The sequence below is a fragment of the Pseudomonas kilonensis genome (assembly GCF_001269885.1).
In the GTDB taxonomy this organism is placed as follows: Bacteria; Pseudomonadota; Gammaproteobacteria; order Pseudomonadales; family Pseudomonadaceae; genus Aquipseudomonas; species Aquipseudomonas kilonensis.
On the sequence record NZ_LHVH01000017.1, the window covers coordinates 87,191 to 100,210 of the forward strand.

General features: G+C 58.5%; 9 protein-coding genes. 4 read left to right on the plus strand and 5 right to left on the minus strand.

The genetic code is table 11. From position 1 onward, the window contains the following. Positions 1 to 39 precede the first annotated feature (39 nt). On the plus strand, positions 40 to 360 hold the full coding sequence (locus tag AD662_RS07015) for a hypothetical protein (protein WP_053186252.1): 321 nt from the start codon (positions 40 to 42) through the stop codon (positions 358 to 360). 881 nt (positions 361 to 1,241) lie between these two features. On the opposite strand, the gene AD662_RS07020 is transcribed toward AD662_RS07015, so the two are convergent. Next, positions 1,242 to 2,075 (minus strand): amino acid ABC transporter permease, encoded by an 834-nt coding sequence (locus tag AD662_RS07020; RefSeq protein ID WP_024619059.1) that lies wholly within the window; start codon positions 2,073 to 2,075, stop codon positions 1,242 to 1,244. Continuing rightward, positions 2,072 to 2,893, minus strand: a complete 822-nt coding sequence (locus AD662_RS07025; protein ID WP_053187274.1) for an ABC transporter substrate-binding protein — start codon at positions 2,891 to 2,893, stop codon at positions 2,072 to 2,074. The genes AD662_RS07020 and AD662_RS07025 overlap by 4 nt, the downstream gene beginning before the upstream one ends. A gap of 113 nt (positions 2,894 to 3,006) precedes the next feature. On the opposite strand from AD662_RS07025, the gene AD662_RS07030 reads away from it, so the two are divergent. Together AD662_RS07030 and AD662_RS07035 are read left to right on the plus strand one after the other, a co-directional pair. Next, positions 3,007 to 3,906 (plus strand): homocysteine S-methyltransferase family protein, encoded by a 900-nt coding sequence (locus tag AD662_RS07030; RefSeq protein WP_033062836.1) that lies wholly within the window; start codon positions 3,007 to 3,009, stop codon positions 3,904 to 3,906. Between the two features lie 244 nt (positions 3,907 to 4,150). Then, complete coding sequence (locus AD662_RS07035; RefSeq protein ID WP_053186254.1) at positions 4,151 to 9,460, plus strand: dermonecrotic toxin domain-containing protein; 5,310 nt, start codon at positions 4,151 to 4,153, stop codon at positions 9,458 to 9,460. Positions 9,461 to 9,583: 123 nt separating this feature from the next. On the opposite strand, the gene AD662_RS07040 is transcribed toward AD662_RS07035, so the two are convergent. Genes AD662_RS07040 through AD662_RS07050 form a run of 3 tightly spaced genes read right to left on the minus strand, consistent with a single transcriptional unit; the run spans position 9,584 to position 11,371 of the window. Next, positions 9,584 to 10,270: a GNAT family N-acetyltransferase gene (locus AD662_RS07040; RefSeq protein ID WP_053183179.1), complete on the minus strand. Its 687-nt coding sequence runs from the start codon at positions 10,268 to 10,270 to the stop codon at positions 9,584 to 9,586. Positions 10,271 to 10,280: 10 nt separating this feature from the next. Next, positions 10,281 to 10,727 (minus strand): GNAT family N-acetyltransferase, encoded by a 447-nt coding sequence (locus AD662_RS07045; protein ID WP_018611678.1) that lies wholly within the window; start codon positions 10,725 to 10,727, stop codon positions 10,281 to 10,283. Positions 10,728 to 10,729: 2 nt separating this feature from the next. After that, complete coding sequence (locus tag AD662_RS07050; RefSeq protein ID WP_053186257.1) at positions 10,730 to 11,371, minus strand: FMN-binding negative transcriptional regulator; 642 nt, start codon at positions 11,369 to 11,371, stop codon at positions 10,730 to 10,732. Positions 11,372 to 11,471: 100 nt separating this feature from the next. Here AD662_RS07050 and pdxR point away from each other — a divergent pair, with 100 nt between their 5' ends. Then, positions 11,472 to 13,016, plus strand: coding sequence for a MocR-like pyridoxine biosynthesis transcription factor PdxR (gene pdxR, locus AD662_RS07055; protein WP_053186260.1), 1,545 nt, complete (start codon positions 11,472 to 11,474; stop codon positions 13,014 to 13,016). The last annotated feature ends 4 nt before the right edge of the window (positions 13,017 to 13,020 follow it).

A 13,020-nucleotide genomic window follows, 5' to 3' on the forward strand; every position in this document is an offset into this window, starting at 1 on the left:
CGCGAACGGCGGTAGCTCCTAACTCAAGAGAGCAACCCGATGATCAAGTTCCATCCCCTTCAAGCAAATACCAGCGCCGGAGCCACGCTTTTTATCGACACGGAAGCCGGCGCCTCCGATCTTTTGGAAACTGCTGCGCATCGCATCAAAGTGGCTCGAGATTTACTCAACAGCGTTTCCTGTCTATGCATGAAAAACGCCGAAGGCTATGACCTGGAGCACTTCACCAGCGCCGCGCATCTGCTGTTGCAGGACGGTTGCGATGCGCTGGAAGTGTTGGGGTGGAGCATTGATGGGTGTGATTTCCAAACTTCACCTGCTAGCGATTCGGCTGCACCTCAGGCGGATTTTCCTGCTTAGCCGTTGAGCTGGGTGGGATTTTAAGGTCGGTGTGTATATCCGTTTCTGCGGTAACGGCCACTTAGGGTTCCGCCCTGACGGCGGCTCACTTTTGAGAAGCGCAAAAGTAAGCAAAACGCTACATGCCCCACCACTCGGTGCCTCGCCTAGGCTCGGCATCCATGCCGGGTTGCCCACTGCGCGATACCTTCGTTCAGCCAGCGTGGTTAATGGGGCGCTGAGATCAACGACCATCACGAGGCGGCCTAACAGCCGACCTGGTTCTTGGTGGGGTCGCGTTTCTTCTGTGGGAGCGGGCTTGCTCGCGAAGGCGGTGTCGCAGTCGATGAAGATGTTGGATGGGCCGGCCTCTTCGCGAGCAAGCCCGCTCCCACAGGGGGTCTGCGTTGGATATGAATTTTGTGTTCACTGGAGATTGAATGTGGGAGCGAGCCTGCTCGCGATGGTGGTGGCTCAGTGGCATGGCTGTTGGGCTTGCTGGCCCTATCGCGAGCAGGCTCGCTCCCACAGGAGACACGCGGTCTCATCAAGAATCAGGTCGGCTCTAAGGCCGCCTCGTGGTGGACGTTGATCTCGGGCGCCCCGTTAACCACGCTGGCCGAACGCAGGCATTGTGGAGTGGGCATCCCGGCATGGATGCCGGGATAGCCGCGCTGGGCCATGGATGGCCCTTCGCGGCGGGCCCACGGAGCAATGCCGGAGTGAGGGCATGCCGAGCCTAAGCGAGGCACCGAGTGGTGGGGCAGAAGCGCTTTGGTTACTTTCGCGCTTTTCGAAAGTGACCCGCCGTCAGGGCGGAACCCTAAGCAGCCATTACCGCAGAAATGGATATACACACCAATCCAAGGAATAGCTTTACGGCCTCCCAGGCATTCCCCAACTCAACGATTATTCAGATAAGCCTTCCCATAATGCCGCTCCATCCGCGCCTGAATCAGCTCCAACGCAATGGACATCAACCAGTAAATAATCGCCGCCGTCGTCAGCATCTCAATATAACGATAACTGGAACGCCCATAAGACTGCGCCAGAAACATCACCTCCCAAACCCCCATCACCGAAATCAACGAAGAATCCTTGAGCATGGAGATGAACTGGTTGGTGGTCGGCGGGATGATGGTGCGCATCGCCTGGGGCAGGGTGACGCGCCAGAAGATCACGGTTTCGCTCAGGCCCAGGGCGAGGGAAGCTTCGCGTTGGCCGTTGGGGACGCCGAGGATCCCGGCGCGGAAGATCTCACTCAGGTAGGCGCCGTAGTTCAGCGACAAGGCAATGATCCCAGCGGCGATGGCGCCCGGGACCACGCCCAGTTGGGGCAGGCCCAGGTAGATCAGCAGGATCTGGATCAGCAGCGGCGTGCCGCGAAAGAACGACGCATAGAAACTGGCGATACCGAACGCCACCGCACTGCTGGACAGCCGCGCCAGGGCGGTGATGAAGCCCAGCAATGACGAAGCGACGATCGAGCACAAGCACAGGAACAGTGTCAGCACCGCGCCTTGCAAAAAGCCATTGGGCGCCAGGTGCACACCCAGCAGGTTCGGCAATTTGTCGAGGATGATGGAGAACTTCAGGTCGAAGCTCAGGAAGAAACTCGCGAACAGCACCAGCATGGCCGCCCAGGTCAGGTACAGCCGGGTGCGAAAACCGAAGATTTTTTGCAAGCGTGACTCAGCCACCGGTGGCGGTGGCTGAGGGGGTGGAAAAGAAGTCATTGGGTAATGTCGGCGCCGATCCATTTCTGCGAGAGTTTGCTCAAGGTGCCGTCCTGTTTCAACTGGGCAAAGACTTCACGCACCTTGCTGTCCCACTGGGCGTCGCCTTTTTCGATGGCCACCGAGTTCGGCTCGGAGTAGAGCGCCTCGCCGGCCAGCTTGAAGCGCTTGTCTTCGGTCAGGCGCGGCTGTGCGGTCACCAGGTTGGTCAGCACCGCGTCCAGGCGCACCCCGGCGCCCAGGCCCAGGTCCTGGAAGGCCACGTTGTCGGTGTCGTACGGGGCGATCTGCACGTCTTCGAATGGATAGCTCAGTTGAGTATCCTCGGCGCCTTCGATCACCAGGTTCTTGTTCAGGTAGCTCTCGTAGCTGGAGGCACTGGTCAGGCCGACCTTCTTGCCGCTCAGGTCTTTGGCGCCATGGATACGGTCGTCCTTGGCGTTGACTACGATCACCGCTGGCGAAGCGTAGTACTGCACCGGGAAATTGAACACTTCGGCGCGTGCCTTGCTCGGCGTCATGGAGCAAATGCAGATGTCATAGCGTCCGCTCCAGTGGCCGGCCGCGATCACGTCCCAGGAAGGGGTTTCCAGGCGCAGCTTCACGCCCAGTTTCTGCGCCACGGCCTTGGCGACGTCCACGTCAAAACCGTCGAGCTGGTTCTGATCGTTGAGGAACGAGAAGGGCGGGTAGCTTTCCATCAGCACGCCGACCAGTTCTTTTTTCTGTTCGATGCGATCCAGCGTGGCGCCGGCGAAGGCTTGCGAAGAGGCAGCCAGCAGAGTCAGGCCCAGGGCCAGCAATGGTTGTAGTTTCATGTGAGGGCCCTGATAGAAAAATAAGTTGTAGTTCACCGAATGGTGCGTATTAAATAGTTATAAGAACAACTCCGGTAGTGAGTATTTTTCATAAGCTTATGAGTGAATCGCATATGGGCTCAGCAACGACAGTCATTCTCGATGGCGGCATGGGCCGCGAACTGCAACGCCGGGGCGCTCCGTTCCGACAGCCCGAGTGGTCGGCGCTGGCCTTGAGCGAAGCGCCCCAGGCGGTAGAGGCCGTGCACGCGGCCTATATTGCCAGCGGCGCCAACGTAATCACCAGCAACAGCTATGCCGTGGTGCCGTTTCATATTGGCGAGGCGCGTTTCGCCGAAGAAGGCCAGGCCCTGGCCGCGCTGGCGGGCGAGTTGGCGCAGCGGGCAGTGCACGCTTCGGGCAAAGCAGTGCGTGTGGCCGGGTCGCTGCCGCCACTGTTCGGTTCCTATCGGCCGGATCTGTTCGACGCTTCCCGCGCCAGTGAGCTGCTGGCGCCCCTGGTGAACGGCCTGGCGCCCCACGTCGACGTGTGGCTGGCCGAGACCCAAAGCTCTACGGTCGAAGCGCGGGCGATTCACGCCGGGTTGCCGAAGGACGGCAAGCCGTTCTGGCTGTCGTTCACCCTGAAAGACGAAGACACCGATGAAGTGCCACGCCTGCGCTCCGGCGAACCGGTGGCGGATGCCGCGGCGGTGGCGGCGGAACTGGGCGTTGAGGTGCTGCTGTTCAACTGCAGCCAACCGGAAGTGATCGGCGCGGCGATCGACGCGGCGCGGGATACCTTCGAGCGCCTGGGGGTGAAGATCCACATCGGTGCCTACGCTAACGCCTTCCCGCCGCAACCGAAGGAAGCGACGGCCAACGACGGATTGGACCCGCTACGCGAAGACCTCGACCCACCAGGCTATCTCCAGTGGGCGACGGACTGGCAAAAACGCGGTGCCAGCCATCTGGGCGGCTGCTGCGGGATCGGGCCGGAGCATATTGCGGTGTTGGCGCAAAAGCTGGTCTGAACTTGATGAAATAACCTGTGGCGAGGGAGCTTGCTCCCGCTGGGCTGCGCAGCGGCCCCAAGAAATTTGCGGTTGCTGCGCAACCGAGCGGGAGCAAGCTCCCTCGTCACGGATCCGTGAGAACTTGCTGACATTTGGGCTTACGCTTTCTCCAAAGCCCGTAGCCACACCTATACATATGTACGTCATTCCCGCTGAAACGGCGCGATAGGGTCCCAGTCCTACTCATCACCGGGACACCTGAATGACTGCCTTCCCTGAAAATGCACCTGGCGTGACGCCGCATGCTGCCGGCGCACAGCTCAAACCCATCAGCCTGTTACCCCACGGTATTCGATTTCAACCTCATGAATTCGCCGATCAATGGCTAAATCAATGGGGCCTTATCGGCGATACGCGGGTACAGGTCACCTATCAAGAGGTCGAGACAGTCGATTCGGCCGCTCAAAGAAAAACCTCATCGGTGCCGCTGCGTGACGCAGTGACACAAGGCTTTATAATTACCCACCAAAGCAAAGATGTTTTTCATTCCGGCAACCATTCCCCACGTGAAGGTTGGCGCTACCCACATCGCAGCCATATGTCGCTGGATTTCTCGTCACTTCGGGTGGGCGACGAGCCGTTGTCGCAAGCTATTCAACAGCAGCTAAAGGCCGGTATTCCAAGCAATTATCAAGGCCCGGAGGAATCCTCGGTTATTGAAATGGATGTCCACGGAAAGTTACTGCGCGGTCAGGAAAATGAACAACTAAAGCAAATAGCGCTTTTGGACGCCAATCAAGTAAAGCTGGCGCGCTTGTTTGCCGGTCTACCCACGTTTGATGCGGTGATCAAGGGTTCGCTGGTCGAGGCGATTCACGCCAAGATAGCTCGGCGAAAATTTCGCGCGACGTTGCAAGAAAATATTGATCCCGATCATTGTTATGTCAATGGCTTTTCTACGGACTCAAGCGGTAAGCGTTTATGTACCGTCTCGCAGAGTTTTACCGAGGTCATGTGGCATGGCCTATTGACCGATACAGCCCCTGTTTATACATCAGCTGACGTAGGCTTCTTCAACCGTCCGGGCAGCACGGATGAGGAAAGCAGCTTCTTTGCCATCCCGGTGGAAAAGCAAATACTAAGCGCCATGGAGGCGGTGTTTTATATTGCCAACCCCACGACAAACGAAAAACTGAAGCGCCAGTTTCATGAAGCGCTGGCACTGTTTCGCAATAAAAAAAACGATGCAGATAGCCCAGCCACAGCGCAAGAGACATTCGCCCATTTGCTTTCCCGGCGATTTCAGCTTCTTTCCGATTTATATAAAGCTGATCGCAACCCTGCGCAACTCACCGACAGTGTGAACGCTCGGCAACGTGAGGAAGACCGGCTGCTGGATATCATCACGACCCATCCTTCCAAGGCGCAAAGAAACACTCTGCTGAGAGCACCTGTTCCCAATGTTTACGCTGTGATGCTCGATATGGATACGGCGGCATCTCAGAAATGGCCTGCCGCGATGGTGATCAAACGAACCGATCAAGCGCCACTGTTTCTCTATTCCATGGAACGCGGCATTCAACGGTTCGATTCTTTTCAAGACATGGTCAAAAAAGTACTGGTCGTCCATGCAGGGCATCAGCGCACGATACGGGATATTTCGACTGAGCTGTCCGGGGATGTGTTCGAAGTGGCGGCATCGGAACTGCTCCAACTGCAAAGCAACGCGCTCGAAGCCGTCTTGAATGCGCCAGAAAACGAAACGGTAGCCCTGAGGACTTTTGCTCAAAGGACCGAAGATGCATTGCGCCTGCCTACGTTATCTCTTGCCGGTGCATTGGCTATTCGTCAGCAAACCTTGATTGAAAACAACCGTCCTCATTTCTATACAACCGCAACGCTTTCAGAACAAACCCGTTATCGTCGCTTGGAGCAAGATGTCCTCCAAGCTGTTTCGGATTTGGGTGACGGTATCCAGACGCTGCATCAGTTTACCCGCCAGAAGATCCAGCAATACCTGCAGCGAACCCTGCATCACGCGATAAAACCCGACCCAGACAAAACGATGGTGACGCTTGCTTTCGCAAAGGGTGCCAACCCGAGGCAGTCTCGTATTACCAGCCTGACCCAGCTGATACTCGATAACTTGCGCCCGCGGCAGTACCCCAATGCAATGCGAGAGGTCATGGCTGTTCACCTTGTCGATAAAGATGGCAAGCGGATACGACATCCGGTGAGTGGCTTGCTGATGACATTGAAAGGGCGCGAACTCGCCACGATGGCGACAAGTATCGACGCTGGCGCACGTTATGAAACCCTGCTCAGGGCACAGATGAACAAGCCGGATTACAAAGCAGCCTGGCAAAAAGCGTACACGGCCAGTATGAAATTCAAAGGTTACGAGACCCTGCTCAGGGGGGATGAAATATTCAAGGTCACCCGACTCGATAAAGCCTTCGAGCCACCTAAAGTCAAAAAACTGGTCACGCTCTGGCTAGACGCTGTGCTGCAATCGCCAGAGGCAAAAACGCGTCCACAGGTCATGGGAAAAAACGTGCAGGTACATGGCCTTTTGCTGGGTGGCAGTGTAGGGGCTGGAGGCCAGCACGGGACGATGGGTAACGCAGTCAGCGTTGACGGCGCCTTGATTTTTTCCGATCAGGACGGGCCGGACATTAAGGGAACCGTAGGTGTTTATTTTCCAGACAGTCCCGACGGAGAAGACTTTCACGAATTTGCCAATCTGGCCGATGGGGTCGGGGGGCTTCTACGACAAGAGCCATGGCAGGACTACTTCCGTTCACGCATTTGCGCGGTCAATCCCGAAGAAATAAAGCACCGTGGTCGTCCCTTGATTCGCGCAAGCGTTATCACAGGCGATCTGCTTGAAGCGCTTCACCGAGCGCACGTTGATTTCCATAGCGCTTATGCGGACCACCGCTCCAACAGCAACGCGGATATACGTCGTGAAACAGCAGTAAGGATGGTCATGGTAGCCATGGAAGTGTTCATGGACTTGGCCGGCATGCTGTTGATACCCGGTTTCCAAATACTCAGGCGTGCTGTCAAGACGGGCCTGCTCGTGGCCAGGACCGGCGCTGTTCCGATGGACCTGGACACCCTGGCATTTGTCTACAGAGTGGCTAATCATGGCGGACAGGAACTTGCCGCAGGGGCCACGGTTCCGGTCCGAGGCCAGTCGTCTTTCCTGGCGGTTACGGCGCGCCAGAGCCAGGGTGATGCACTGGCCGGGTTGCCTCTGGAAGCGGCACTCTATAACCGTTATGCGGTGACCGACACTTCACTGTTGCGAGGGTTGGCTGCAGATGCCCAGGGCTTCTATCGCCCCACGCTCAATTCTGTTGCTGGGGGCAGTTCCCGACCCGTCTACATACAGCAACCCGACGGGACCGTATTCCGGGTTCATGACCATACGAGATTGAATGCAACCGAAGCCACCCTTGTCGACCCTGGCACCGGGTCGAGTATCCGCTCCAGTGGCGTGATGCGAAGTACCGTTGCCCGGATGCCCGACGGAGAGTGGCGTGCGGTTGGATTTGGTCAGGGCGGCGGGAAACGCCCGGCAGGTAGCTCTACACAACCAGGCCCTTCCGAACCCAAAGTGCCTGCTCTGTCGCCTCGTGCCTCCGAATTGGTACGGACTGCTGGTCATTGGGACAACGACATCATGGATCTGGTCCCCTCTGTCATGACTCGTCTTCCGAGCTGGCCGCAGAACCGGAGCTTGCTGATCATGGACGAAATAACCGCAGGGAGTAGTTGGTCAGTACGCTTCACGCCGGGGCAATACGAGCGTTTCTATCCGATGAGTCAGCACCCCGATAGATCACCCACGGATATCGTCTTGAGGCGAACGGCTGAAAATCACTACAGCTTGATCTTGGGTAGACGGGTCGTTGGGATTCCCGCCGATGGCGATTGTTTTTTCAATGCCGTCGCCCGTGGGCTCAATGAAGGGCAAGCGCAGGAAGCCTTCACGATGCAAGGGCTGCGTAATGCAGCTGCCGATTATATCGATGGACACCCGGAAATCAGCCACTTCATGATGCCGCCGGCCTCCGGCTTGCAATTGGCGCTCTCCGACATCGCGCCTTGGTTGCAAGAGCTCTTGGAGGAGGCAGCGCTCTCTGATCTCACTCGGATTGTCTACAACGCCCCCAACCCACATCGCTTGTTCCAGCCGGTTCTGGATTACCTTGACCGTCACGCCAACAGCTTGGGCCGAAGGACGCTGGACGCAGCGCGGGACGCCATCCTGCCGCCGGAGATGTTGCAGGAGATCGGGCATCATCTATCGGTTCGGTCTCCGGAGCGCCTGATGCCAAGTAGCGCTCCCTTTTACACTCAGGAAACGCAATCCTTGAGCAGGTTCTTCGAAGACGTGCTGCTGGGTCCCATCGATGATTTGCATCTGACCGACCTGCTCAATAACGAATACCTTCAACTTTCTCAGGATGTGATCCATATCATGCTTGAGTATGGTATCAGGGCTCCACAGTTGACCGACCATCATCCAAGGAATGAGCTGGCTTACGTAAAATACAATGAGACCCTGCACGGCCATTTGGACGATGATCAACTCGATGATTTACTGGAAGGTGCTGAGCTGGTGGATCAGGCCGATCTGAATGAAGTAAAGCAAAGGTATCAACGTGAGTCGGGCGTCACCATTAATGACGATGCCGAGTTAATGAACCAGTTCATGTATTACGATCGCGTAGAAGACACCATCGATCTGCTCAGCGTTGCCCTCGAGCGGTTTCCCGATTTGCAGCGACGGGCTAATCTGCTGCTTCGCTCAACGGTGATTTCCTCGAACCTCGGCGGCATGCTGCCGGTCAATGTCCTTGCCAGGTGGCTACGTGATCCGAAGCTGTCTGAGACGCGGCTTGGAATCATTGCGGAATATGCCAATACCCGCTACACCGAAGTGATTGACGACGGCACGATAAGTATTGACTGGATGCAGCCGTTCGATGATCAGAATCTGAACAGTATTGTCCGGCAGCAAGACAGCCTGACGCGATTTGTAGAGTTTCTGGGGTGGGTACAATCGAACGCCGAAACGCCAGCAGTGGTAGGTTTGTTTAGCAGTTCGGGACAAGTTGTTTCTAATATCAGGGTTTCGATTTTATTAAATACACCGAATATTTTTAATTTGCTCCAACGCTTCCCGAGGAATCACGCGATACAAATATGGGAGGACCTCGTTGGGCCGTATTTCAGCGATGCCACTGTTCGAGCCGCGCTCAGGCAACCTGGCTCGCTTCGTTCAGAGTTGGATATTGCAAGGGCGTTAAGAGTTGGGCTTGGCGGGGACGGGGCGCGCGCGAACCAAATCATTAGAGATTCACTCGGTGTTGGCCAGCGACAGGCTCAACAATATCTCTACAATTTTGAGTTCCCAGCCTATCGTTTGGGCCACAGGCTTTTGGACTTTGCATTGTATGTGGAAGGCTACATGGCGGTGCCCGATTGGGCCTGGCAATACCTGAGGCAGGGCGTCACGCGCGAAACGCTCCAGCCATTTGGAGCCAAAAAGAAACCTTGATCGCTTAATCGCAAGCTACTTACAGTTCTGATGCAAGTAGCCCCACCGCCATTCCCCGCAAGGAATGGCGGTGGGGTCGTCAACTACGTGATGGGCGCCGAGTCTGCTCGCCGAAACGGGCCATCAGCCACCGATAGCGGATGTCCGACACTCTACTAGCCCGCGCACTTGCCCACTTTCGCTCTGATTCTCCTCACTCAACCACTGCTCGAATCCTGCCGCGATCACCGGCCATTCCGAATCCAGTATTGAGTACCACGCCGTATCTCGGTTCTGGCCCTTGACCACCATGTGCTGGCGAAACACCCCTTCAAACGTGAACCCCAGCCGTTCGGCCGCGTATTTGGAGCGGGCATTGCCGTTGTTGCACTTCCATTCCAGCCGACGATAACCCAGGGCGAAAGACTCCTTGGCCAGCAAATAAACCGCCTCGGTGCTTTTCGGCGAACGCTGCATCGGCGCGCCGAAGGTCACGTGGCCAATCTCGATGCGGCCCTGGGCCGGGACGATGGACATCAGGCTGAGAATGCCCTGCACCTCGCCACTGGCGCGGTCGATCACGCTGAAGAAATACGGGTCGGTGTTGGCCGCATGGTTGTTCAGCCAGGCATCGAACGCGCCGCGATCCGTGAACGGACCATAGGGCAAGTAATCCCAGAGCTTCGGGTCGGCGCCGGGGCCTTCGAGGGCTTGCCAGAGGCCATCGGCATGCCGCGCCGGGTCGAGTTTTTCCAGGCGGATGAAACGCCCTTCGAGCACCTGTGCAGAGGGCGCCGGGACACCTTTCCAATCGGCGAGTGAAGTCGACATGCTGCGCTCCTTAAAGGGCTTTGCGAAATTGAATGAAGCCTGGGCGCTCGGCGATGCGCTCGTACAGCTGGATCGCCGTGGCGTTGGTTTCGTGGGTCAACCAGTGCACCTTGCAGCAACCATCGGCCTTGGCGGTGGCGTAGACGAATTCGATGAGCTGGCGACCCACCCCGGTGCCACGGCTCTGTTCCGTTACCAGCAGGTCTTGCAGGTAGCAGGAATTCTCGATGCTCCAGTTCGAACGGTGATAGATAAAGTGCACCAGGCCCACCGCCGTGTCGCCATCCCAGGCGAGGGCAGCATGGGTCGGTTCATGCTCATCGAGCAAGCGTTGCCAGGTGCTTTGGCTGACGGCGTCCGGCAATTCGGTTTTATAGAACCGCAGGTAGGCTTGCCACAGCGGCAGCCAGGCGGCGTGATCGTCGGCGCTGACGAGGCGGATTTCAGGTTGGCTCATGTTCACTCCTTGGACAATTGTTCAGGCATCAGGTGGGCGAGCGCCCGGTCCTGCGGGTCGTGGCTGGCGGCGAGGCCGTTGCGTACGCCGGCGGCATCCGCGGGGCTACGGTTCTGGCTGAGCTTGCGCTTGCCCTCCAGGCGTTGGATGGGCAGGGCGAAGCCGACGATGGCCTTGAGCATGCTGTCGATGTACTCGGGCGGCGCATCATCGATCTTCCACGGCTGCTCGCGACCGGTTTCGTGGTGGTCGGTGAGGGCGCCCACCAGGTTGCGCAGGCGATGGGCGTCGCTGAACACCTCGGCGCTGCCGTAGGCGTGGACGGCCACGAAGTTCCAGGTCGGCACGACTTTGCCGTGTTCGGCCTTGCTGGCGTACAACCCTGGGCTGACGTAGGCATCGGCCCCGGCGAATATCACCAGGGCCTCGGCGCCGGCTTCCAGGTCGCGCCATTGTGGATTGGCCCGGGCCATGTGGCCGTAGAGGCTGCCGTTCGGCCCTTGTTGGGTGTCCAGCAACAGCGGCAAATGGCTGGCCTGCAAACCGTGTTCACCCTGGGTGACCAATATGGCCAGGCGGCAATCGCCGATCATCTGGTGCAGTTCGGGCAGGTCTTCGACGGCAAAGGCTTTTGGGTTGTACATGATGATTTTCCTTGGCGAATGCGAGCATCCTAGGCAGGCTATTGGTCTGTTGTAAGAGCCACTTCCGGCCAATTCGATAGGTCCATTCACGAGGGCTGTCATGCACAACGCCGCGCCGCCATTGTCGTTCAACCCCGCTGGCATCGAGCTGGACCGCCGCCAGGGGCTCAGCCGCCAGCTCTACCAGGCGTTGCGCACCCGGGTGCTCGATGGACGCCTGGCCAGCGGCACGCGCCTGCCTGCCAGCCGTGACCTGGCGGCGGCCTTGTCGATTTCGCGCAACAGCGTGGTGCGGGCCTATGACCAGCTCTACGCCGAGGGTTTCATCGAAGGGCGGGTCGGTGACGGCACTTATGTGGCAAAACTGTCCTCGACGACGTTGCCGCTGAAAAACATATCCACAAAAGTATCCACAGGGTTTTCAACAGGCTTACCCACAGCCTTATCCACAGATTGGCTCGATTTACCTGTGGGTCCATCCAGTAAAGTTATCCACAGCGACGCGCTAAACCGCGTCGAAAAACACCATTTGGCCCAACCGCCCAGCGGCCCTCCGCGAGCGTTTCGGGTCGGTGTACCGGCTTTCGATCTGTTCCCTTTCGACGTCTGGGCCAAGCTGAATGCGGCTTTCTGGCGCAAGCCGGACTTGCAGCAGCTGTGTTATGGCGATTCCCAGGGCGATGCGCGCTTGCGCGGGTTGATCGCGGCGTACTTGCGCAGCTCCAGGGGGCTGCACTGCACGGCTGAACAAATTGTGATCACCAGTGGCGCACAGCAGGGCATCAGCCTTTGTGCACAGCTGTTGGTCGATCCGGGCGACGTCGTGGCGGTGGAAAATCCCGGCTATCGCGCGGCCGGGCATGCGTTCGCCGTTGCCGGTGCCGACGTCAGGGGTGTGCCGGTGGATGACGATGGCTTGGATTGCGCCGCGCTGGGCGCGTTGCGCCACTGTCGGCTGGCCTACGTCACACCGTCCCATCAATACCCGACCGGGGTGGTCATGAGCCTGCCACGGCGGCTGGAGCTGCTGGCCTGGGCCGAGCGCAACGACGGCTGGATCGTCGAGGATGACTACGATGGCGAGTACCGCTACAGCGGCGCGCCACTGGCGCCCCTGGCTGCTCTGGATCGCCAGGGGCGGGTGCTTTACGTCGGCACGTTCGGCAAAGTGGCGTTCCCGGCCCTGCGCCTGGGCTACCTGGTGCTGCCGCCAGGCCTGGTCAACGCCTTCGCCCGACGGCGCGCCGTGGACGTGCGCCACTCCGAAGTCAGCACCCAGGCGGTGATGGCCGAGTTCATGGCCGCCGGGCATTTCCAGCGGCATATCCGGCGGATGCGCAGGGCCGCCCTGGTTCGGCGTGATGCGTTGCTGGCGGGCTGGCCCAAGGCTGTTGCGGGTGTCGGTGCCCTGCCCACTGTCGTGGCCGGGCTGCATCTCACGGTTCCTGTGGAGAGCATCGAGCGCGAGCGCGAACTGATCGCCCAAGCGACGAATGTGGGTGTGGAGATCAATGGCCTGAGCAGTTATTGGTTGCCCACCACGCCGTCGCAGGTGCGCGCCGGCTTGGTGTTGGGGTTTGCGGCGGTCCCGCCAGCGGCGATTGGCACCGCGCTGGCGAACCTGTCGAAGGTCTGGAAACCCTGAGGGC

What these genes read in the sequence shown, in the direction of transcription:
- AD662_RS07035 (WP_053186254.1), top strand. Translation starts at nt 4,151, where the DNA reads ATGACTGCCTTCCCTGAAAATGCACCTGGCGTGACGCCGCATGCTGCC.
- AD662_RS07025 (WP_053187274.1), bottom strand. Translation starts at nt 2,893, where the DNA reads ATGAAACTACAACCATTGCTGGCCCTGGGCCTGACTCTGCTGGCTGCC.
- AD662_RS07040 (WP_053183179.1), bottom strand. Translation starts at nt 10,270, where the DNA reads ATGTCGACTTCACTCGCCGATTGGAAAGGTGTCCCGGCGCCCTCTGCA.
- AD662_RS07020 (WP_024619059.1), bottom strand. Translation starts at nt 2,075, where the DNA reads ATGACTTCTTTTCCACCCCCTCAGCCACCGCCACCGGTGGCTGAGTCA.
- AD662_RS07030 (WP_033062836.1), top strand. Translation starts at nt 3,007, where the DNA reads ATGGGCTCAGCAACGACAGTCATTCTCGATGGCGGCATGGGCCGCGAA.
- AD662_RS07015 (WP_053186252.1), top strand. Translation starts at nt 40, where the DNA reads ATGATCAAGTTCCATCCCCTTCAAGCAAATACCAGCGCCGGAGCCACG.
- pdxR (WP_053186260.1), top strand. Translation starts at nt 11,472, where the DNA reads ATGCACAACGCCGCGCCGCCATTGTCGTTCAACCCCGCTGGCATCGAG.
- AD662_RS07045 (WP_018611678.1), bottom strand. Translation starts at nt 10,727, where the DNA reads ATGAGCCAACCTGAAATCCGCCTCGTCAGCGCCGACGATCACGCCGCC.
- AD662_RS07050 (WP_053186257.1), bottom strand. Translation starts at nt 11,371, where the DNA reads ATGTACAACCCAAAAGCCTTTGCCGTCGAAGACCTGCCCGAACTGCAC.